The following is a 20,683-nucleotide window of genomic DNA, read 5'->3' as shown; positions in this document are numbered from 1 at the left end:
AGGCAAATCGGCTATGGTGTCCGTATAAAACCGATCGAGAAATCCTGAGGAGGAGACGCTATGCCGGCACCGCAAGACAGCCCGATGAACGCTTTGGAACGCCTGCTCGATCAGTGGGGCATCGATACCCGCGCCTGGAACGCTCGCTTCGACCGTTTCGCCCGTTTCGCCTCGCGCCTGGCCGGCCGGCCTCTCGCCTTCAATCTGGCCATCTTCATCATTCTCGTCTGGATGCTGAGCGGGCCGTTCTTCGGCTTCAGCGACACCTGGCAACTCATCATCAACACCGCCACCACCATCGTCACGTTCCTGATGGTGTTCATCATCCAGCACACCCAGAACCGCGACACCGACGCGATCCAGATCAAGCTCGACGAACTGATCCGGGCGGTCGACACCGCCGAAAACATGCTGCTCGATCTGGAGGAGATGGAGGAGGAGGAACTGCTGCTGCTGCGCCAGCGCTACATGGAACTGGCGCGCAAGGCCCGCGAGGAGCTGGAAAAACGCAGACGCGGGGAAGGCTGATGTGCGCCACTTGCGGTTGTCACGCCCGTGCCTCTGAGGAATCCCCCACGCGGGTGAGGGTCGAAAAGGACCTGCTGGCCAAGAACGACCGCCATGCCGCCGCCAACCGCAAGTGGCTGGCGGACCGCGAGGTGACGATGGTCAACCTGATGGCCAGCCCGGGGGCCGGCAAGACCTCGCTGCTGGTGCAGACCTTGGAGGACCTGCAGGCCGAGATGCCGTTCGCGGTCATCGAAGGGGATCAGCAGACCTCCCTGGACGCCCACCGCATCAGGGCCTGCGGCGTTCCGGCCGTGCAGATCAATACCGGCAGGGGATGCCACCTCGATGCCCACCAGGTGGGCCATGCCCTGGCCGACCTCGACCCGGCTCCCGGCAGTGTGGTGTGGGTGGAGAACGTCGGCAATCTGGTCTGTCCGGCCGGTTTCGATCTGGGGGAACATGCCCGGGTAGTGCTGCTGTCGGTCACCGAAGGAGACGACAAGCCCCTCAAGTACCCCCACATGTTCCACAGCGCCGATCTGGTGGTGCTGACCAAGACCGACCTTTTGCCTTACGTGGACTTCGACGTGGACCGCTGTATCGACCACGCCCGCCGCCTGCGCCCCGGCGTGCCGGTTCTTCAGGTGTCGGTCAAAAGCGGGGAGGGGATGGCGCAGTGGTACGGCTGGTTGCGGGCGCAACGCCCGGTGCCGGCCGCAGAGGTGGGGTGAATCTCGATACCGGGAATCCCGCCCCGGTGGGGATGGAAATCCTTGTGGAGGGCCGGGTCCAGGGAGTCGGCATGCGCCCGGCGGTGTATCGGCTCGCCCGCCGTCTGGGACTGAGCGGACGGGTGTGGAACGACGGCGGCCGGGTGGTCATCCAGGTATGGGGTGCCCCGGTGCAGGTGGGGGCGTTTCGCCGCCGTCTGCCGGCCGAACCGCCGCCCCGGGCCAGGATCGAGGCGATACGGACGAAGGCCCTGGCCGGGGTGCCGCCGGTCGATTTTCGTATCCTGCCGGGCCGGCCTGCCGCGGCGGCGAACGTGCCGCCGGACGTGGCGGTGTGCGACGCCTGCATGGTGGAAGTTCGCGATCCTACCAACCGCCGCCATCGCTATCCCTTCACCCACTGCGCCGACTGCGGCCCGCGTTTCAGCGTGATCGAGCGTCTGCCTTACGAACGCCGCAACACCAGCCTCAGGCGTTTTCCCCTGTGCCGGGACTGCGAGCGCGAATACCACGACCCGGACGACCGCAGGTTTCACGCCGAGGCCATCGCCTGTCCCGTCTGCGGTCCCAGGCTTTGGACCCGGCCGGCGTGCGCCGGCGATCCCATCGCCCAGACCGTCGCCTGGCTGAGGCAGGGGAAGATCGTCGCCGTCCGCGGCGTCGGCGGTTTTCAACTGCTGGCCGACGCCACCGATGCCGCTGCCGTCGCCCGGCTGCGGGCGCGCAAACGCCGGCCCCACAAACCCTTCGCCCTGATGGCGCGCGATATGGCGGTGGTGCGCCGCTACGCCCGGGTTCCGCCCGAGGCGGCCGCCGCCCTGACGGCGCCGGAGGCCCCGGTCGTGCTTCTCGACGCCCTTGGGGAAACCGCGCTTCCCGAGGCCGTCGCTCCGGGTCTCGGCCGCCTCGGTTTCATCCTTCCCTACACCGCGCTGCACCATCTGCTGCTGGAGAGTTTCGACACCCCGTTGGTTTTCACCTCCGCCAACCGCAGCGGTGCGCCGCTGTGCGCCGACAACGACGAAGCTCTGGAGGCGCTTTCCGGTATCGCCGACGCCTTTCTGCTCCACGACCGCGACATCGTCCACCGCTGTGACGATTCGGTGGTGCTGCCGGCCACCGGCCCCGTCCGGGTGGTGCGCGCCGCCCGCGGCCTGGCCCCGCTGTCGCTGTCGGTGCCGCCAGGGTTCGAAGGCCGTGACGGTATCCTCGCCCTCGGCGGCGGGCTGAAGGCCACGTTCTGCCTGCTGCACCGGGGGCGGGCGATCCTGTCCCAGCATCTGGGGGATCTCGAGGACGCCCGGAGCTTCGCCGGGTTTCAAAAGGCCCTGGCCGATTACCGGACGCTGTTCGGGTTCCAGCCCCGCCAGGTGGCGGTGGACCGTCATCCGGAGTATCTGAGCGGCAAATGGGGGCGCCGCTGGGCCCGGAGCGAAGGTCTGGCGCTCACCGAGGTCCAGCACCACCACGCCCATCTGGCCGCCTGCCTGGCGGAATACCGCCATCCGCAGGACGGGGGGGCGGTCATGGGGCTGATCCTCGACGGTCTGGGGTGGGGGAGTGACGGCACGTTCTGGGGCGGGGAACTGCTGTACGGCGATTACCTAAGCTGCCGCCGGCTGGCGTGGCTGCGGCCGACGCCGTTGCCGGGCGGCGTCAAGGCCATGACCGAACCCTGGCGCAACCTGGTGGCACAGCTGTGGCAGGCCGGTCTCGATCCGGGGTCGCTGCCGGTGCTGCGCGGCCTGCCGGTGCAGGCGCTGCTGGCGTTGTTGGAGAAGGGGCTCAACTGCCCGCCGGCATCCTCCACCGGGCGGTTGTTCGATGCGGTGGCCGCCGCCCTCGGTCTGTGCCCCGGCGGTCAGAGCTACGAAGGCCAAGCGGCGGCGCTGCTGGAACACCTGGCCTGGCAAAGCGATGACGAGGGAGCCTATCCCTTCACCGTGGACGGGAACGTGCTCGACCCAGCGCCGCTGTGGTCGGCGCTGCTGGCCGATCTGGCGCGGGGGGTGGAGAAGGCCGCGGTCGCCCGCCGTTTCCATCGGGGGCTGGCGCTCGCCTGGGTTTCCCTGATCGGACGCCTGCGCCCTGCCGGGAGCGACACCCTGGTGCTCGGCGGCGGGGTGTTCCAGAACCGCTTGCTTCTGGAAACGGTACGGGATAGGCTGGAGGCATCGGGCTGGCGGGTCTGGATTCCGCGGCAGGCGCCGCTCAACGACGGCGGCCTGAGCCTGGGCCAGGCCCTGATCGCCGCCGCAGGAGGATGAAGGCATGTGTCTCGGGGTTCCGGGAAAGGTGATCGCCGTCGCTGACGAGACGCGCCGGCTGGTGCGGGTGGACATCGGCGGCGTGGTGCGCGAGGTGAGTCTCGCCTGCGTGCTCGAAGCGGAGCAGCGCTGCGCCGATCTGGTCGGTGACTGGGTGATCGTCCACGTGGGTTTCGCCCTCAGCCGCATCGACGAAGCCGAGGCCCGGCGCACCCTGGAACTGCTCGGCGCACTGGAAGCCGATGCGCCATCTGGATGAATACCGCGATCCGGTGGCCGTCCGCCGGGTGACCGCCCGCATCCGGGAATCGCTGGCCCGCCTCGCCCCGGCCCGGCCGCTGCAGATCATGGAGTTCTGCGGCGGCCACACCCACGCCATCTACCGTTACGGCCTCCACGATCTTCTGCCCGACACCCTCGAATGGGTCCACGGTCCCGGCTGTCCGGTGTGCGTGTTGCCGCGCGAGCGCATCGATGCGGCCGTGGAGCTGGCCCGGCGGCCGGAGGTGATCCTGACCACCTTCGGCGACGTGCTGCGGGTGCCGGGCACCGCTGCCAGCCTGCAGTCGGTGCGGGGGCAGGGGGCGGACGTGCGCGTGGTCTATTCGCCCCTCGACGCGCTGGCGCTGGCCCGCCGCGAACCGCGGCGGCAGGTGGTGTTCTTCGCCGTCGGTTTCGAGACCACCGCCCCGGCCACCGCCTTCACCGTGCTGCAGGCCGCCGCCGAGGGAGTCGCCAACTTCTCGGTCCTGTGCCAGCACATCACCTCGCCTCAGGTTCTGCGCACCCTGCTCGACGATCCCGATCTGCACCTGGACGGCATCGTCGCCCCCGGTCACGTGTGCACGGTGGTGGGCGCCGGGGCGTTCGCCTTCGTCGCCGGCGAGTACCGGCTCCCCATCGTCGTCTCCGGTTTCGAGCCACTGGACCTGCTCCAGTCCTTGGCGCTGCTGCTACAGCAACGGCTCGAAGGACGGTGCGAACTGGAAAACCAGTACCGCCGGGCGGTGACCGCGGCGGGCAATCCGGCGGCCTTGGAGGCCATCGAACAAGTGTTCGAGCCGGCGCCGCAGGCGGCCTGGCGCGGCCTGGGGGCGATCCCGGACTCGTCCCTGCGGCTGCGTCCGGCCTACGCCGCCTTCGACGCCGAACGTCGTTTCGGCCTGGCGGGCGAGGGCGCCAGCGAGGCGGAGACGCTGCCCTGCGGGGAGGTTCTCAAGGGCCGGCTACGCCCCGGCCAGTGCCCCCATTTCGGCAACCGCTGCCGGCCGGAAAGCCCGCTGGGGGCGCTGATGGTGTCCTCCGAAGGGGCCTGCGCCGCCTGGTACCGTTACCGCAGGCGGGCGGCATGAGCGGGGCGTGCCTCACCCTGGCCCACGGCAGCGGCGGTCTGGCGATGGAACGGTTGATCCGCGACCTGTTTCTGAAGACCTTCGCCGATCCCGAGTTGGCGCGGCTAGAGGACGCCGCCCGGCTGGAGTCCGGCACCGGCCGCATCGCCCTGACCACCGACGCCTTCGTGGTCGATCCGCCTTTCTTTCCCGGTGGCGACATCGGCCGGCTGGCGGTGTGCGGTACGGTGAACGACCTGGCGGTGGCGGGCGCGGTGCCCGAATGCCTCAGCACCGCCTTCATCCTGGAGGAGGGGCTGGCGCTGGCCGAGCTGCGCCGCATCGTCGAATCCATAAAACGCGCCGCCGACGAGGCCGGGGTGCGGATCGTCACCGGTGACACCAAGGTGGTGCCCCGTAGGGCTGCGGACGGGGTGTTCATCACCACCAGCGGGGTGGGGCGGATTCCGGCGGGAATCGCGCTGGGGGCCGAGCGCCTGCGCCCCGGCGATCGGATCCTGGTCAGCGGGCCGGTGGGGGATCACGGGGCGGCGGTGCTCGACGCCCGTGGGGAATTGGGCCTGTCCCACGGCATCGTCAGCGACTGCCGGCCCCTGACCGATCTGGTCCGGTCCCTGCTGGCGGCGGTGCCGGTGCACGCCTTGCGCGATCCCACCCGGGGCGGTCTGGCGGCGGTGGTGAACGAATGGAGCCGCGCCTGCGGGTTCGGTATCGCCGTGGAAGAGACGGCCGTACCGGTACGCGAGGCGGTGCGGGGCCTGTGCGAATTGCTGGGGTTCGATCCGCTCTACCTGGCTTGCGAGGGGCGGCTGGTGGCGGCGGTGCCGGCCGAGGCGGCGGCAACCGCCCTGGAGGTGCTGCGCGGCCATGCGGACGGCCGGGAAGCGGCTCTCGTCGGCGAGGTGGTCGAGCCACCGGCCCAGGTGGTCCTGCACACCGCTTTCGGGGGGCAGCGTCTGCTCGACCAGCCCGAAGGCGATCTGCTGCCGCGAATTTGCTGAAGGAGGCGTTATGGACGATCCGGTCGAAACCGCGAGACAGGCCGTTGCCGACTACGGCACCCGCCCGCAGCGGCTACTGGTGGTGCTGCGGCGGATCCAGCAGGTCTGTCATCACGTGCCCCGTCCGGCCCAGCAGGTGGTGGCCGAAGCCTTCGGACTGCCCCTGGCGCAGGTGGAAGGGGTGATCGAGTTCTACCACTTCCTTCACACCCGGCCCCGGGGCGACTACGAAATCTATTTCAGCGACTGCGTCATCGACGCCTTCCAGGGTTTCGAGGCACTGATGCAGCGGCTCTGCGGGCGCCTGGGGGTGGGTCCCGGTCAGTGCCGCGCCGACGGCCGGGTCAGCGTCGACACCACCGCCTGCACCGGGCTGTGCGACCAGGGACCGGCGCTGCTGGTCAACGGCCTGCCCCTGGGCCGGCTGACCCCGGCGCGGATCGACGCCATCGCCGAACGCATCGAAGCCGCGGTGCCGGTGGCGGAATGGCCGCCGGAGTGGTTCGAGGTGGCGGCCAACTTCCGCCAGCCGGACAAGGTGCTCGGCAGCGCCTGGCAGTCGGGGGCCGGGTTGCGCGCCGCTTTGCGCCGCGGGGCGGAGTGGTTGCTGGACGAGCTACAGGCTTCCGGGCTGCGGGGCCGGGGCGGGGCCGGCTTTCCCACCGCCCTGAAATGGAAGTACTGCCGCCAGACACCGGGGGCGCATTACGTGGTCTGCAACGCCGACGAGGGCGAGCCCGGCACCTTCAAGGACCGCGAGCTGCTGCGCCACCACGCCGATCAGCTGTTCGAGGGCATGACCCTGGCGGCCTTGGTCACCGGCGCCCGCCAGGGGTTTCTGTATCTGCGCGGCGAGTACCAATGGCTGCTGCCGCAGCTGGAGGAAGCCCTGCGCCGGCGCCGCCGCGAGGGGCTGGTGGGCCGCAACATCTGCGCCCTGGCGGATTTCCACTTCGACATCGACATCGTGGTCGGCGCCGGGGCTTACATCTGCGGCGAGGAGTCGGCCCTGCTCAATTCCATCGAGGGGGTGCGGCCCCACCCCCGCAATCGGCCGCCCTATCCGGTCACCTGCGGCCTGTGGGGGCAGCCGACGGTGGTCAACAACGTCGAGAGCTTCGCCGCTGCGGCTCTCGTCGCCGCCCGCGGCGGAGCCTGGTTCGCCGAGGTGGGGACGGAGAAGTCGAAGGGCACCAAGGTATTGTCGGTCAGCGGCGATTGTGACCGGCCCGGCATCTACGAGGTGCCTTTGGGCATCACCGTGGCCGAGGTGCTGGATCTGTGCGGCGCCGGCGACACCCTGGGAGTGCAGGTGGGCGGCCCTTCGGGAACCTTCGTCCATCCGCCGGAATATGGTCGCAGGATCGCCTACGAGGATCTGGGCACCGGCGGTTCCTTCATGGTGTTCGGGACCGGCCGTGATCTGATCGACATCGTCCACCGCTTCGCCCGCTTTTTCGCCCACGAATCCTGCGGTTTCTGCACTCCCTGCCGGGTGGGAACCCAGTTGCAACTGCGGCTGCTGGAAAAGGTCCGGCGCGGCTGGGCCACCGCCGGCGACATCCAGGAGCTGGAACAGCTGCGTGCGATTCTCGCCGCCAGCCATTGCGGCCTCGGCCACACCGCCGCCAACCCGGTCCAGACCACCCTGGCCCGCTGCCCCGAGCGCTACCGGAAGGTTCTGAGGGACCTGGAATTCTCACCGGGTTTCGATCTCGACGCCGCGCTGGAAGCCGCCCGGCAACTGACCGGACGGTTCGGCGATCACCTGAGTCAGGAGTAAACCTATGGCGACGTTCACCCTGGACGGCCGGGAAATCCCCTTCGAGCCTGGCCAGACCCTCATCGAAGCGGCCATGGCCGCAGGGATCTACATCCCCCACCTGTGCTGGCATCCGCGTTTCGAACCCCATGGCAGCTGCAAGCTATGCACGGTCAAGGTCAACGGCCGCCTGTGCTCGGCCTGCACCTTCCCGGCGGCCGAAGGCCAGGAGGTGGTGTCCGATGCCGACGAGCTGCGCCAGTTGCGGCGGCGTCTGACCCAGATGCTGTTCGTGGAGGGCAACCACGTCTGTCCCTCGTGCGAGAAGAGCGGTCAGTGCGAACTCCAAGCCATGGGCTACTATGTCGGCATGACCGACAGCCATTATCCTCATTTCTATCCCTTGCGGGAGATCGACGCCTCCCATCCGCAGGTGCTCCTGGACCGGGACCGCTGCATCTTCTGCGAACTGTGCGTCCGCGCCAGTCGGGCCGAGGGTAAGAACGTGTTCGAGCTGGCCGGGCGCGGGGTCCACACCCGGCTGGTGGTCAATTCCCCCACGGGCAAACTGGGAGACAGCGACCTGGAGGCGGACGACCTGGCCGCGAACATCTGTCCGGTGGGGGCGATTCTCATCCGCGAGACCGCCTTCCGCATTCCCATCGGCCAGCGCAAGTACGACCACCGCACCATCGCCGAGGTCAGTCTGGAGGAAGAGGCGCCGTTGGTGGGGAAGCACCGTGACTGAGGGACGCTGGCGGCAACGGCTGGAGAATTTTACCCGTGCCATGGCGCAATTGCGGTCGGCGTGCCAGCGGGAACGATACAGCGAACTGGAACGGGCCGGGCTGATTCAGATGTTCGAATTTTCCTTGGAGCTGGCCTGGAAGACGTTGAAGGATTGGCTCGCCGAGGAGGGCTTTCAGGTGGCGACCCCCCGTGAAGCAATCCGTCAGAGCTTCGAAGCGGGATTGTTGCCAGAGGAAGATGCACAATTGCTTTTGGAAGCGTTGAGACAACGAAATCTGCTGGCCCACACCTACCGGGAAGAATTGGCCGAAACAGCGGTTGAATCCATCAAACGGCGTTATTTTCCGGTGTTGGAACGCTTGTTGAGACGTCTGCAAACGCGATGAACGGCGAATTGAAACCCGAATACCGCCGCCGGATCATCGAGATCCTGACGGCCAATCCCAAGGTGGAGCGGGTGGTGCTGTTCGGTTCCCGAGCCCGGGGGGAGGCGAGGCCGGCATCGGACGTCGATCTGGCGCTATACGGCAAAGACCTGACTTTGGCCGATCTGGCCCGTTTTCAGGCCGAACTGGAAGAGACCGACATCCCCCAACGGATCGATCTGATCCTGGCTGACGCAATCGACAACTTGTCCCTGCGGAATCAGATCGAAACCGAAGGCATCGAATGGTTCCGGCGCAGGCGTGAGGAGGCTGTCCCGTGAGCAAGAAAATCCGCATCGCCACCACCTCCCTGGCCGGCTGTTTCGGCTGTCACATGTCCTTCATGGACATCGACGAGCGCCTGCTGGCGCTGGCTGAGATCGCCGACTTCGACCGCTCCCCCCTGAGCGACATCAAGCACTGCCAGGGCTGCGACATCGGCATCGTCGAGGGTGGGGTGTGCAACGCCGAGAACGTCGAGGTACTGCGGGAGTTCCGCCGAAGCTGCAGGATTCTGGTGGCCATCGGCGCCTGCGCCATCAACGGCGGCATTCCGGCGCTGCGCAATCGCTACGATGTGGGCGACTGCCTGGAGGAGGCCTTCCTCACCGGCATCGGCGTCACCGACCCCAAGGTCCCCGGTGACCCCGAACTGCCGCTGCTGCTCGACAAGGTCCACCCGATCCACGAGGTGGTGAAGGTGGACTATTCCATCCCCGGTTGTCCTCCTTCGGCCGACACCATCTGGGCGGTGCTGACCGCTCTGATGGAGGGCAACGAGCCGCAACTTCCCTGCGAGCTGATCCGTTATGACTGAACCGAACCGGTATTTGTCAGGCGGCCCGGGGCGAAACCTCTGCCTCGATCTGGCGGGCTTTTTCCCGTTCCACGATTTTCAGGTCGTATTCCGCCTGCAGATTGAGCCAGGAGCGGGCGTCGCCACCGAAATAGCGGGCCAGACGCAGGGCGGTATCGGGCGTGATGCCACGACGTTCGTTGACGATTTCATGAAGCCGTGTCGGTGGCACGCGCAACGCCCGGGCCAAAGCGTTGACGCTGAGCCCCAAGGGCTTCAGGTAATCCTCCCGCAGAACCTCGCCGGGATGAACCGGTCGCATGCCGTTCTTGATCATGATGGTGATACCTCAATGATAATCGGTGATTTCCACGTCCCGCACTTCACCCTCGTGCCAGGTGAAGCAGATACGCCACTGGTCGTTGATGCGGATACTCCATTGACCTTCCCGGTCGCCGCTGAGTTTCTCCAGGCGGTTACCCGGTGGTGCCCGTAGGAAGTCCAATGTGGCGGCGTTGTGCAATTGTGTCAGTTTGCGTTCCGCGACTTTCCGGATGCTACGGAAGCGCTTGGGATCGCCGCCTTCGAAAAGCGCCCGGGTTTCCTTGCATCGAAACGAGGTGATCATGGAAATCAGGTTATTCTGGTGAGCGTAATACGTCAACCGGGATATCGCCAACGAACAGCGGTCCCCGACGGAATCGGAACAATGAGGATACAGTCACCATGCCTGAACGACGCTACCGCCATCTGGAAACCGCCGCCAATCCAAAGAACCTGCGCCGGGTCGCCATCGATCCGGTCACCCGGGTGGAGGGGCACGGCAAGGTGACCCTGCTCCTGGACCAGGACAACCGGGTGCGCCAGGCCCGCCTCCACATCGTCGAGTTTCGCGGTTTCGAGAAGTTCATCCAGGGCCGACCCTACTGGGAGGTACCGGTGCTGGTGCAGCGGCTGTGCGGCATCTGCCCGGTCAGCCACCTTCTGGCCGGGGCCAAGGCGGTGGACCGGCTGGTGGGGGTGGATAAGATTCCCCCCAGCGCCGAGAAGCTGCGCCGCCTGCTCCACTACGGCCAGGTGCTCCAGTCCCACGCCCTGCACTTTTTCCACCTGGCCTCGCCGGATCTGCTGTTCGGCTTCGATTCCGAGGCGGAAAAGCGCAACATTCTGGAGCTTTTGCGCTCGGACCGTTTCCGCGACATCGCCCTGGAAGGGGTCAGGCTGCGCAAGTTCGGCCAAGAGGTCATCCGGGCGGTGATCGGCAAGCGCATCCACGGCGTCGGCCCCATCCCCGGTGGCATGAACAAACATCTGTCCGCCGCGGACCGGGCCCGTCTGGAACCGCAGCTGGACGGGGTGATCGCTTGGGCCCGAAACGGCCTGGAACTGATCCGCTCGTTCTATCTGGCCAACGCCGACTACCACCGCCGCTTCGCCGTCATCCGTTCCCACTTCATGGCCCTGGCGACCGAACAGGGGGGGCACGAGCTCTACGACGGCCACATCCGGGTCAAGGGCGACGACGGGCGGCTGCTGTTCGACCGGCTGGAAGATCAACGTTACACCGAGTTCATCCACGAACAGGTCAAGGGGTGGAGCTACATGAAGTTCCCCTATCTGGCCGCCCTGGGGCCGGAGGAGGGCTGGTACCGGGTCGGTCCCCTGGCGCGGATCAACGCTTGCGATTTCATCGACACCCCCCTGGCGGAACGGGCGCGGCAGGAATTCCTTAGGCTCGACCAGGGCCTGCCGGTACAGGCCTCGCTGGCCTATCACTGGGCGCGGATGATCGAAATCCTTCACTGCGCCGAGAAGATCCGCGACCTTCTCGCCGACGCCGACCTCTACGCCGGCGAGCTGGAGGCCAGGGGCGAGAAGCGCCACGAGGGCATCGGCGTGATCGAGGCCCCGCGCGGGGTGCTGATACATCACTACCGCATCGACGACGACGGCCTGGTGACCCAGGCCAACCTGATCGTCTCCACCACCCACAACAATACCGCCATGAACGAGGCCATCCGTCAGGTGGCGGCCGAGTATCTGAGCGGTCGGGAGCTGACCGAACCACTCCTCAACCGCATCGAAATCGCCATCCGCGCCTACGATCCCTGTCTTTCCTGCGCCACCCACGCCATCGGCAAAATGCCGCTGGAGGTGGAACTGGTGGATGCGGAAGGCCGGCCGCTGCAGCGCTTGGTGCGCCATGCCGACGGAGTGGTGGAAGCGGCGTGAGGACGTTGATCCTCGGCTACGGCAACCCCGGCCGCGGTGACGACGGCCTGGGGCCGGCGCTGGTCGAGCGTCTCGAGTTCCACGGCGTGGCGGCGGTCTTGGAAACCGCCATGCAGCTTCAGCCGGAGCACATCTTCGATCTTGCCGCCTGCGGGCGGGCGCTGCTGGTGGACACCGGGACGGGGACGCCGGCTCCGTTCACCTTCGAGCCGCTGGTCCCGCGCCGCGACGCCAGTTTCACCACCCACGCCCTCAGTCCCTGGATGCTGCTGGCCCTCTATGAGGAAACCCTGAGACGCCCGCCGCCGCCCGCCTTTCTGCTCACCATCCGCGGAGAGCGCTTCGGGCTCGGGGAGGCGCTGTCGCCGGCGGCGGTGGCACACCTGGGACAGGCGGAAACCTTCGTCCACCGCTGGCTGGCCGATGCACGAGCTGTCCCTGGCTGAGAGCCTGCGCGAGATCATCGAGACCGAGGCCGGGCGTCAGGGTTTTTCCCGGGTGGAACGGGTGATCCTGCAGGTGGGCGCGCTTTCCTGCGTCGAACCGGAGGCGATGCGTTTCTGTTTCGATGCGGTCATGGCCGGCAGCGTCGCCGAGGGGGGGGTGCTGGAGATCGTCGAAGTCCCTGGCCGCGGCCGCTGCGGGGGCTGTGGAGAAGCGGAGATGGGGGCGCTTTACGATCCCTGCCCCGGATGCGGTCGTCCTCTGGAAGTCGTGCAGGGGCGGGAGATCCGCTTGCTTGAACTGTCAGTCACTTGAACCGCACTGTCATTTTTCTCATCAAGTATACTTCAGTCATGACTTCGACGCACTGGCCCTGGAGGCGGAATCGATGAGGTGGTTGGGGAAATGGCTGCTGCCGTGGTTGATGATCCCGTTTGCGGCGCTGGCCGAAAGCGTCGGGCCGGAATTGTCGGAGCTTCCTCTGGAAGATCTGCTCAAGCTGGAGGTGACCTCCGTCAGTAAAAAGACCCAGGCGCTGACGGACGCGCCGGCGGCGATCTTCGTCATCACCCAGGAAGACATCCGCCATTCCGGCGCCACCCATGTGGCCGATCTGTTGCGGATGGTTCCGGGTATGGATGTCGCTCGGATCGATGCCAACAAATGGGCGGTCAACGCCCGTGGCTTCAACGGCCGTTTCGCCAACAAGCTGCTGGTTCTGATCGATGGCCGCAGCATCTACACGCCGACCTTTTCCGGGGTGTACTGGGAGGCCATCGACCTGATCCTCGAGGACATCGAGCGCATCGAAGTGATCCGTGGGCCGGGCGCAGCCCTATGGGGGGTCAACGCGGTCAACGGGGTCATCAACATTATCACCCGTCACGCCGCCGATACCCAGGGCGGGCTGGCGTTCTTCGGCGGCGGCAGCGAGCTGCGTGGTTTCGGCGGTGCCCGCTATGGTTTCCGGCTCGGTGACAAAAACTACGGGCGCGTTTACATCAAGGGAACGCGGCATGACGATCTGGTGCGCGCCGATGGCGGCAGCGCCGGGGACGATTGGTCGATCATCAGCGGCGGCCTGCGGATGGATTTCCATCCGGGCGCGAACGATACCCTGATGCTTCAGGGCCATGCCTACGGAGGCGACATCGACCAGGGAATCTATACCGTCGCATTGGCGCCACCCGATTACACTTTCGTTCAGGACCATGCCACCCAGTCCGGCTGGCACGTGCTGACGCGCTGGCAGCACGTCCTTTCTCCGTCGTCGGAATTGCGGTTGCAGGCGTTCTATGATCACAGCGAACGCGACGAGATCATCATGGAACAGGTCAACGACGTCGTGGACCTGGATCTTCAGCATCAATTCAACTGGGGTGGATGGAACGATATCGTCTGGGGACTGGAATACCGCTACACCAAAGATGCTCTGCGTCCTCCCATGAACAATTTCAGACTCTCTCCGGTAGGGAGAGACACCCATCTGGCCAGCGCTTTTCTACAGGATCAGATCACCCTGGTTCCCCGGGCGCTGTGGCTGACCTTAGGTTCCCGCCTGTCCCACAATACCTTCACCGGCTTTGAAATTCAGCCAACGGCCAGGCTCCTGTGGGCGTTTCACCCTAAGCATCGGCTGTGGGCGGCGATTTCCAGGGCGGTGCGCACTCCGTCACGCTCCGAGGAAGACACGGCAGGAGCCCTGACCCTGGGCGATCCACTCAAGATGCGCCAGAATCTCTTACCGCTGCCGCTGCTGGTTTCCATCAGCGGCAACCGGAACCTCCGGCCCGAGAAGCTGCTGGCCTATGAGCTGGGTTACCGTTTTCTGCCGGCTCCGGAAATGTTTGTCGATCTGGCCCTGTTCTATCACGATTACGACGACCTGGTCGGCCAACAACCCCAGTCGTTGCGTTTCCAGGGGACCTATGTGGAGCTGCCGTTGCGTTTCGCCAATGTCCGCACCGCCGACCTCTACGGCCTGGAGCTGGCGGCGGGCTGGCAGCCTGCGCAATGGCTGCGTTCGGATCTGGCCTACACTTTTCTGCACACCGATATCGACACGTCCAAAGAAGGGAAAGGCACACAGGTCGAGAAAAGCCCCCGGCACCAGGTCTCGCTCCAGATCCGCACCCATCCCTGGAAAGCGGTGGATTTTGACGCCTGGTTCCGGTACGTTTCCCCCGCCGAGGCGCTTTTCGCTCTGGACAGCCGCGCCAAGCGCATCAGTCGCTATTTCGCCCTGGATCTCCGCCTCGCCTGGCATCCCGTCGAGGCGCTGGAGCTGTCCGTGGTGGGACGTAATCTGGTCAATTCCCGTCATCTGGAATACGTGCAGGAAAACTTCGTTGCGCCCACGGAGGTACAGCGCAGCGTTTACGGCCGCTTGAAATGGTGCTTCTGAGGGCGGCGTGCAGTGACCATTCCGCGCCTGCTGCCATTATTGTGGATGCTGCTGGCGGCGGCCGCCGTCTCCGTGCGGGCGGCCGAAGAGTACGAGCTCAAGGCGGCGCTGGTGCTCAATATCGCCCGTTTCACCCGTTGGCCGCCGGAAGCCTTCGCCAGCTCGCCCGATACGATCACTCTGTGTCTGGTAGAGGAGGGGGTGTTGTTTCAGCCTTTCGAGTCTCTGGCGGGCAAATCCGTCGGTGAGCGGCGTCTGGTGGTGAAGACGGCTCAGCCGATCGACCGACTCGATCAATGCCATATCCTCTTCGTCAGCGGATACAGCAAATCCCTGTTGCCGCGCATCTTTGCCGCCGTCTCCGGGCGGCCGGTCCTGACGATCGGCGAGACGCCGGGTTTCGTGGAGTTCGGCGGCATCGTCAATCTGATCCGGCAGGACAACCGAGTGCGTTTCGAAATCAATCTCGAAGCCGCCCGCAGCGCCGGGATCGCCATCAGTTCCCGGCTATTGAAATTAGCTATCCTTAAACCAGTTCCCAACAAAACCCCGTAGCGGTTCCGGTATGCCCATCCGTCTCAAACTCATGCTGATCATGGCCCTGACGGCCGGTTTATCGTTGATTCTTGGTATCGGAACCCTGACTTGGTATCAGTACCGTATGGAACAGGAGGACAATGCCAGGGATCTGGCTCTGCTGGCCCAAGTTGTGGGTTGGAACAGCGCTGCCGCCGTTGTCTTCGGGGACCGGGAAGCCGCAGCCCAGGTCTTGTCCGCGCTGCAGGCCAAGCCTTCGGTGGTGGCTGCCTTCCTCTTTGATCGCCACGGTGAACCTTTCGCCCGCTATCTGCGCTATCCTGGCAAGCCCATCGTCCCGCTGGCCACATCTCTCAGGAATCCTGAGGGTATCCGGCCGGTTTCCAGGACCGCCCCTGACGGCAATCTGCATGTTATCCATCCCGTCACCCTCGATGGGGAAACCATCGGTTATATAGAATTGGTGGACAATTTCCAGCACCTGCGCCAGGGACTGGTCACCCACGCTCTGTTCACCGCGGCCATTCTGGGTGGTGCGTTGCTGCTGGCCCTGGTGCTTTCCTATGTTTTCCAGCATTTGTTCACCGCTCCGCTGATGCGCTTGCGCCAGGCCATGCAGTCGGTCAGGTTGTCCCAGGATTTTACCACCCGCCTGCCGATTACCGGGAAGGACGAGTTTGCCGAGCTGTCCCGCGGGTTCAATGCTATGCTGGCGGAAATCGAGAAACGGGATCAGGAGTTGGCCAGGCAGAACGAATCGTTGGAACGGCAGGTGGCCGAACGGACCCGGGAGCTGCAGCGATCGACGGAGGAAGCGCTCAAGGCTAAAGAAACCGCCGAGGCGGCGAGCCGCGCCAAGAGCGAGTTCCTCGCCACCATGAGCCACGAGATCCGCACACCCATGAATGGAGTGCTGGGCATGGCGGAACTGCTTTTGAACACGCCGCTGGACGAAAAACAGCGGCGTTTTGCCGAGACCATAATGTCCTCGGGAAATTCTCTGCTGGCGATCATCAACGACATTCTCGATCTCTCCAAGATCGAGGCCAACCGGATGGAGCTGGACACCCACTCCTTCAATCTGCGTACCCTGGTGGAAGAGACGGTGGAGATGTTCGTCGAACAGGCCCATGCCAAGGGCATCGACATCCTGGCCGATATCCCTCCGGAGGCCGCCACGGGTTTCGTGGGCGACTCGGTGCGCCTGCGCCAAGTGCTGGTGAATCTGGTTAGCAACGCGGTCAAGTTTACCGAACGGGGGCATATCGTAGTGCGGGTGTCCCTGTCGGCGCCGCTGGACGGCAAGGTGCCGGTGGGCATCGAGGTCGAGGACACCGGCATCGGGATTCCCGAGGACAAGCAGAAGCAGATATTCGACGCTTTTTCCCAGGAGGACAGCTCCATCACCCGCCGCTACGGCGGGACCGGGCTGGGGCTGACGATTTCCCATCGCCTGATTCAGCTGATGGGCGGCGAGATGGGCCTACAAAGTCGCCAGGGACAGGGTTCCCGCTTCTGGTTCCGGGTGCCTCTGACGCCGGACGATACGGCTGTTACCCAGCCGCCCGACATTCAGACCGACCTGCAGGGAGTGCGGGTGCTGATCGTCGACGACAATCCCACCAATCGCGAAATTCTGCACCACCAGATCATCAGCTGGGGAATGCGCAACGGCGGCGTCGGAGATGGTTTCCGGGCGCTGGAGAGGCTGCGCCAGGCGGCAGAGGCGGGAGATCCCTATCGGATCGTGGTGCTCGACGGGGAAATGCCGGATATGGATGGAATCGAACTGGCCAGGAGAATTCGTGCCGATGCGGCGATTTCGGGGGTCAGTCTTTTGCTGCTTACCTCGAGCCAGTGGGACGGTGGTGAGGAAGCGGCGGCTCTGGGCATCCGTCATGTGCTCAGAAAACCGGTCCGCCAGGAAGTGCTGTGCCGCTGTCTGCGTGAGGCGCTCGCTGGCGGGAAGGGCTCCGTGGCCGTCCGGCAACCGCCGCAGTCTGTGCTCCAGGGGCGGTACGCGGCGCAAAGAGTCCTCCTGGTCGAGGACAATGCCGTCAATCAGGAGGTGGCCGTGCAGATCCTCCACTCCCTGGGATGCGAAACCGTCGTGGCGGAAAACGGGCAGGAGGCCGTGGCAACCTTTATTGCCGGTGAATTCGATCTGGTGCTCATGGATTGCCACATGCCGGGGATGGACGGTTTTACCGCCGCCGCTGAAATCCGGCGGCACGAACAGGCGCAAAATCGCACCCGGACCCCGATTCTGGCGCTGACCGCCGATGTGCAGAAAGGCATTGAGGAACGGTGTCGCCGGGCCGGGATGGACGGTTATCTCAGCAAGCCGTTCACGCTCAGGCAGCTTCATCAGGCATTGGAGCGATGGCTGGGCAGGAAAGCGTCGCCGGCGGAGAAAAACGAAGGCGGCGATGAATCCCACGCTTGTTTCGACCCGGCGGCGCTGGAGCGGATCCGCCAGTTGCAATCTCCCGGACGGACGGATCTGGTCCAGCGCATCGTATCCCTCTACCTGGAAAACACGCCCCCGTTGATCCGGTCCATCGAACAGGCCCTTGAAGCCGGGGATGCGGCGGCTCTGGCGGAAACCGCCCACCAGCTCAAATCGAGCAGCGCCAACATCGGTGCGGTGCAGATCGCCAAGCAGGCGAGTATGATCGAAACCCGGGCGCGCCGGAGCGAGCTGTCCGGGCTGGAGGAGGCTGTGGCAGGGCTGGAGGCCGATTTCGTGCGGGTGCGCGCCATTCTGGTCCGGTCGGAGGGCATGGCGGATGTCTGAAACCAGAAAAAAAACACGCATCCTCGTCGCCGACGACGATCCGGCCATACGGATTCTCATGCACGAATCCCTTTGTCCCTTGGAAGTCGACATCGTCGAGGCGGAGGACGGCAGCGAGGCGCTGGCGCTGTTCCATCGTCATAAACCGGAACTGGTGGTGCTCGATGTCAGCATGCCGGGAAAGGATGGGTTCGAGGTCTGCCGGGCGATCCGGGAAACTCCCGAAGGCCGGGACGTCGGCATCGTCATGGTCACCGGCCTGGACGATATGGACTCGATCCAACGGGCTTATCACGAAGGGGCAACCGACTTCATCACCAAGCCGGTCAACTGGCCCATTTTCCAGCACAGAATCCGGTATTTGCTTAGGGCCCAGCAGGCTTTTTCGGATCTGCAGCGGAGCCAGGCGCGCCTGGCGCAAGCCCAGGCCATCGCCCGGCTGGGCCATTGGGAGTTCGATCCTGCCGACGGCGCGTTGATCTGTTCCCGCGAGGCGCGGCGGATACTGGATATTTCTTCGGTTCCGGCGCCGACGGAGGCTCTGCTCCTGACGGCGCAGGTCCATCCGGAAGACCGGATGCAAGTCATGCTGGCGCGCCGCGACGCCCTGCACAAAGGGAAAGGATACAGTCTCGATTACCGGGTGACGCACCGCAATGGAATGCTGCGTTACGTTCATGAGCAGGCAGAACCTGTAATCCAGGACGGCAGGGTCGTGCGCCTGAGTGGCGTCGTTCAGGATATCACCGCCCGGGTGCAAATGGAGGAAAGGATCCGCCGGCTGGCCTATTACGATTCCCTGACGGGTCTTCCCAATCGTCAGCATTTCATGGAACAGGCCGGGGATCTGCTTCGTTACCGGGAGGGGCGGCCGGCTGCTTTGGTGTACCTGGATCTGGACCGCTTCCGTTATGTCAACGACTGCCTGGGAGTGAAGGCAGGGGACCTGCTTTTAAGGCAGGCCGCCGAACGGTTTCTGTCTCTGGTCCGCTCAGCCGGTGAAGAGGCCTCCCTGTGGCGCTTGAGCAGCGACCAGTTCGTATTCTGGGTTCCTGTCACCGAGGACCTTGAGCCGGAAGCGTTCGCCGTCAGCCTGCTTCAATCCCTGGGGGAGAATATGGTCATCGGCGACAGCGACGTGCCGGTTACCGCCAGTATCGGTATTGCGATGCATCCAGAGGACGGGGGCGATGTCGAGGAGCTGCTGGCGCGCGCCCATGTGGCGCTGAGGGAGGCGAAAAAGGCCGGCGGCGGCTGTTATCGGCGCTATCGCGCCGAGCTGGATACCCATAGAACGCGCTTCCAAATGGAACGGGAGATCAAAGCGGCGCTCGAGAATCGGCAATTCAGGCTGTATTACCAACCCCAGTTCGATCTGGTCCAAGGGCGCCTGGCTGGAATGGAAGCCCTGATCCGCTGGCCCCACGAGCGCAAGGGTATGATTCCCCCATCCGAATTCATTCCCGTCGCCGAGGAGACCGGACTGATCATTCCCTTGGGAGAATGGATATTCGAAAGCGTCTGTCGTCAGATCAGCGCCTGGCAGGCACGGGGGGTCGCTGCTGTGCCGGTGGCTGTCAATCTTTCCGCCCGGCAACTGTTTTCCCGCAAACGGTTGCTGGCTCAGGTTCGCAAGCAGCTGGCGGATCATGCCATCAGTGCATCCTGTCTGGAACTGGAGATCACCGAAACCATGCTTATGGCCAATCTGGCGCAGGCATTGGAAACGTTCGATCGATTCCGCGCCCTGGGACTGTCGTTGGCCATCGACGATTTCGGCACCGGCTATTCATCGCTGAGTTATCTTCAGCGCCTTCCCATCAACAAGCTCAAGATCGACCGGAGTTTCGTCCGCGGAATCACTGTTGGCAGCCGGGACAGGGCAATCATCGAATCCCTGATCCATCTCAGCCACAATCTCGGTCTGCAAACCGTGGCCGAGGGTGTGGAAACCCGGGAACAGGCGGACATCCTCCGGAATCTGGGTTGCGACAAGGTCCAGGGCTATTTTTTCGCCCCGCCGCTGCCGCCCGAGGAAATAGAGCGGCAGTTCCTCGTCCAAAAGAAATCTCTGTTTCCGCCCGAAGGCACGGATCACCCATCCTAGCCTGGGATACGACCGGCGGCGAAAATCCTGCCGCTGATACGGTCGGGGGAAGCGGGGGGCTGCCACACGGTTCCTCGTGAAAACCGCCGCAGGCCGGTAAAAGCAGGGTGTTCGACCGCACTTTGCGGTACCCGTTCATTGCGCCAGGCCAAGCCTGGAGAAGGAGGAAGTCATGTAGAAGGAAAGACATTGCTGAAACCTTCAGAGCGACCTGACAGGTGCAAGTCCTGTCCGGCCAAGGCTGGCCACCAGCCGGAACCGAGTGTTGCGTGGTCGAGGAGTGATCCTGGCTGCGAAGCGTACACAGGGAGCCTGTAGGCTGCGTGATGGAGCCTCGAAAGTACGGAATGCGGAGCCGACGTTGTTGAACGGACGGAAGGCAACAGGGGTGGTGCTGTACAGGCCTGGCATCATTCCTCCGCCGGGGTCGAAGAGCGGGGCATGCAGGCAAGGGTCGCCCGGGAAGTAAGGGAGGGCTTGATCACTCCCTGCGGGAAGAGCGGTGCGGGCGCCGTGTGAGAAAAGGCCCAGGTCCATCAGATTGGTGTCCGGCTGATGGAAGCGAACA

20 protein-coding genes are annotated in these 20,683 nt (G+C 65.0%); 18 read left to right on the top strand and 2 right to left on the bottom strand.

Annotated features, from left to right (window positions below; genetic code table 11):
- The first annotated feature begins 60 nt into the window (after positions 1-60).
- Genes MIN45_RS10600 through MIN45_RS10550 form a run of 11 tightly spaced genes read left to right on the top strand, consistent with a single transcriptional unit; the run spans position 61 to position 9,615 of the window.
- A complete protein-coding gene (locus MIN45_RS10600) occupies positions 61-528 on the top strand; it encodes a low affinity iron permease family protein (RefSeq protein ID WP_286292073.1) in 468 nt (155 codons plus the stop codon).
- A gap of 53 nt (positions 529-581) precedes the next feature.
- Positions 582-1,241 carry a hydrogenase nickel incorporation protein HypB gene (hypB, locus tag MIN45_RS10595; RefSeq protein WP_286292072.1) on the top strand — a complete coding sequence of 220 codons (660 nt, stop codon included), beginning with the start codon at positions 582-584 and terminating at the stop codon, positions 1,239-1,241.
- On the top strand, positions 1,238-3,508 hold the full coding sequence (gene hypF / locus MIN45_RS10590; RefSeq protein WP_286292071.1) for a carbamoyltransferase HypF: 2,271 nt from the start codon (positions 1,238-1,240) through the stop codon (positions 3,506-3,508). Before hypB ends, hypF begins: the two co-directional genes overlap by 4 nt.
- 4 nt (positions 3,509-3,512) lie before the next feature.
- Entirely contained in the window at positions 3,513-3,767 is a 255-nt protein-coding gene (locus MIN45_RS10585; RefSeq protein ID WP_286292070.1) for a HypC/HybG/HupF family hydrogenase formation chaperone, read from the top strand.
- The gene (hypD, locus tag MIN45_RS10580; RefSeq protein WP_286292069.1) at positions 3,751-4,860 is read left to right on the top strand and encodes a hydrogenase formation protein HypD; all 1,110 of its coding nucleotides are present in this window, start codon (positions 3,751-3,753) and stop codon (positions 4,858-4,860) included. The genes MIN45_RS10585 and hypD overlap by 17 nt, the downstream gene beginning before the upstream one ends.
- Positions 4,857-5,861 (top strand): hydrogenase expression/formation protein HypE, encoded by a 1,005-nt coding sequence (gene hypE, locus MIN45_RS10575; RefSeq protein WP_286292068.1) that lies wholly within the window; start codon positions 4,857-4,859, stop codon positions 5,859-5,861. The genes hypD and hypE overlap by 4 nt, the downstream gene beginning before the upstream one ends.
- A 10-nt stretch (positions 5,862-5,871) precedes the next feature.
- Complete coding sequence (locus MIN45_RS10570; protein WP_286292067.1) at positions 5,872-7,644, top strand: NAD(P)H-dependent oxidoreductase subunit E; 1,773 nt, start codon at positions 5,872-5,874, stop codon at positions 7,642-7,644.
- Between the two features lie 4 nt (positions 7,645-7,648).
- Positions 7,649-8,371, top strand: a complete 723-nt coding sequence (locus MIN45_RS10565) for a 2Fe-2S iron-sulfur cluster-binding protein (protein WP_286292066.1) — start codon at positions 7,649-7,651, stop codon at positions 8,369-8,371.
- Positions 8,364-8,759 carry a nucleotidyltransferase substrate binding protein gene (locus tag MIN45_RS10560; protein ID WP_286292065.1) on the top strand — a complete coding sequence of 132 codons (396 nt, stop codon included), beginning with the start codon at positions 8,364-8,366 and terminating at the stop codon, positions 8,757-8,759. The genes MIN45_RS10565 and MIN45_RS10560 overlap by 8 nt, the downstream gene beginning before the upstream one ends.
- Positions 8,756-9,079, top strand: coding sequence for a nucleotidyltransferase family protein (locus MIN45_RS10555; RefSeq protein WP_286292064.1), 324 nt, complete (start codon positions 8,756-8,758; stop codon positions 9,077-9,079). Before MIN45_RS10560 ends, MIN45_RS10555 begins: the two co-directional genes overlap by 4 nt.
- Positions 9,076-9,615 carry an NADH-quinone oxidoreductase subunit B family protein gene (locus tag MIN45_RS10550; protein WP_286292063.1) on the top strand — a complete coding sequence of 180 codons (540 nt, stop codon included), beginning with the start codon at positions 9,076-9,078 and terminating at the stop codon, positions 9,613-9,615. The genes MIN45_RS10555 and MIN45_RS10550 overlap by 4 nt, the downstream gene beginning before the upstream one ends.
- Positions 9,616-9,631: 16 nt before the next feature.
- Here the strand turns inward: MIN45_RS10550 and MIN45_RS10545 are convergent, their stop codons facing one another.
- Both MIN45_RS10545 and MIN45_RS10540 read right to left on the bottom strand, forming a co-directional pair.
- Positions 9,632-9,931, bottom strand: a complete 300-nt coding sequence (locus MIN45_RS10545; protein ID WP_286292061.1) for a HigA family addiction module antitoxin — start codon at positions 9,929-9,931, stop codon at positions 9,632-9,634.
- Positions 9,932-9,943: 12 nt separating this feature from the next.
- Positions 9,944-10,222, bottom strand: coding sequence for a type II toxin-antitoxin system RelE/ParE family toxin (locus MIN45_RS10540; protein WP_286292060.1), 279 nt, complete (start codon positions 10,220-10,222; stop codon positions 9,944-9,946).
- Positions 10,223-10,320: 98 nt separating this feature from the next.
- Between MIN45_RS10540 and MIN45_RS10535 the strand changes: the two genes are divergently transcribed.
- The 7 genes from MIN45_RS10535 (at position 10,321) to MIN45_RS10505 (ending at position 20,115) form a co-directional block, all read left to right on the top strand.
- Complete coding sequence (locus MIN45_RS10535; protein ID WP_286292059.1) at positions 10,321-11,826, top strand: Ni/Fe hydrogenase subunit alpha; 1,506 nt, start codon at positions 10,321-10,323, stop codon at positions 11,824-11,826.
- Complete coding sequence (locus MIN45_RS10530) at positions 11,823-12,272, top strand: hydrogenase maturation protease (RefSeq protein WP_286292058.1); 450 nt, start codon at positions 11,823-11,825, stop codon at positions 12,270-12,272. Before MIN45_RS10535 ends, MIN45_RS10530 begins: the two co-directional genes overlap by 4 nt.
- A complete protein-coding gene (locus MIN45_RS10525) occupies positions 12,250-12,585 on the top strand; it encodes a hydrogenase maturation nickel metallochaperone HypA/HybF (RefSeq protein ID WP_286292057.1) in 336 nt (111 codons plus the stop codon). Before MIN45_RS10530 ends, MIN45_RS10525 begins: the two co-directional genes overlap by 23 nt.
- A gap of 73 nt (positions 12,586-12,658) precedes the next feature.
- Positions 12,659-14,674 (top strand): TonB-dependent receptor plug domain-containing protein, encoded by a 2,016-nt coding sequence (locus tag MIN45_RS10520; RefSeq protein ID WP_286292056.1) that lies wholly within the window; start codon positions 12,659-12,661, stop codon positions 14,672-14,674.
- Between the two features lie 12 nt (positions 14,675-14,686).
- Positions 14,687-15,229, top strand: a complete 543-nt coding sequence (locus tag MIN45_RS10515; protein WP_286292055.1) for a YfiR family protein — start codon at positions 14,687-14,689, stop codon at positions 15,227-15,229.
- Between the two features lie 10 nt (positions 15,230-15,239).
- A complete protein-coding gene (locus MIN45_RS10510; RefSeq protein WP_286292054.1) occupies positions 15,240-18,008 on the top strand; it encodes a response regulator in 2,769 nt (922 codons plus the stop codon).
- Entirely contained in the window at positions 18,001-20,115 is a 2,115-nt protein-coding gene (locus MIN45_RS10505) for a two-component system response regulator (RefSeq protein ID WP_286292053.1), read from the top strand. The genes MIN45_RS10510 and MIN45_RS10505 overlap by 8 nt, the downstream gene beginning before the upstream one ends.
- The last annotated feature ends 568 nt before the right edge of the window (positions 20,116-20,683 follow it).

The organism is Methylomarinovum tepidoasis, assembly GCF_030294985.1.
GTDB classification, from domain to species: domain Bacteria; phylum Pseudomonadota; class Gammaproteobacteria; order Methylococcales; family Methylothermaceae; genus Methylohalobius; species Methylohalobius tepidoasis.
Note: the sequence above shows the minus strand (reverse complement) of the source record. Positions and strands in the feature narration are given on the sequence as shown.

What these genes read in the sequence shown, in the direction of transcription:
- MIN45_RS10535 (WP_286292059.1), top strand. Translation starts at nt 10,321, where the DNA reads ATGCCTGAACGACGCTACCGCCATCTGGAAACCGCCGCCAATCCAAAG.
- MIN45_RS10565 (WP_286292066.1), top strand. Translation starts at nt 7,649, where the DNA reads ATGGCGACGTTCACCCTGGACGGCCGGGAAATCCCCTTCGAGCCTGGC.
- MIN45_RS10545 (WP_286292061.1), bottom strand. Translation starts at nt 9,931, where the DNA reads ATGATCAAGAACGGCATGCGACCGGTTCATCCCGGCGAGGTTCTGCGG.
- MIN45_RS10525 (WP_286292057.1), top strand. Translation starts at nt 12,250, where the DNA reads ATGCACGAGCTGTCCCTGGCTGAGAGCCTGCGCGAGATCATCGAGACC.
- MIN45_RS10540 (WP_286292060.1), bottom strand. Translation starts at nt 10,222, where the DNA reads ATGATCACCTCGTTTCGATGCAAGGAAACCCGGGCGCTTTTCGAAGGC.
- MIN45_RS10510 (WP_286292054.1), top strand. Translation starts at nt 15,240, where the DNA reads ATGCCCATCCGTCTCAAACTCATGCTGATCATGGCCCTGACGGCCGGT.
- MIN45_RS10570 (WP_286292067.1), top strand. Translation starts at nt 5,872, where the DNA reads ATGGACGATCCGGTCGAAACCGCGAGACAGGCCGTTGCCGACTACGGC.
- MIN45_RS10520 (WP_286292056.1), top strand. Translation starts at nt 12,659, where the DNA reads ATGAGGTGGTTGGGGAAATGGCTGCTGCCGTGGTTGATGATCCCGTTT.
- hypE (WP_286292068.1), top strand. Translation starts at nt 4,857, where the DNA reads ATGAGCGGGGCGTGCCTCACCCTGGCCCACGGCAGCGGCGGTCTGGCG.
- MIN45_RS10600 (WP_286292073.1), top strand. Translation starts at nt 61, where the DNA reads ATGCCGGCACCGCAAGACAGCCCGATGAACGCTTTGGAACGCCTGCTC.
- MIN45_RS10585 (WP_286292070.1), top strand. Translation starts at nt 3,513, where the DNA reads ATGTGTCTCGGGGTTCCGGGAAAGGTGATCGCCGTCGCTGACGAGACG.
- hypD (WP_286292069.1), top strand. Translation starts at nt 3,751, where the DNA reads ATGCGCCATCTGGATGAATACCGCGATCCGGTGGCCGTCCGCCGGGTG.
- MIN45_RS10505 (WP_286292053.1), top strand. Translation starts at nt 18,001, where the DNA reads ATGTCTGAAACCAGAAAAAAAACACGCATCCTCGTCGCCGACGACGAT.
- MIN45_RS10555 (WP_286292064.1), top strand. Translation starts at nt 8,756, where the DNA reads ATGAACGGCGAATTGAAACCCGAATACCGCCGCCGGATCATCGAGATC.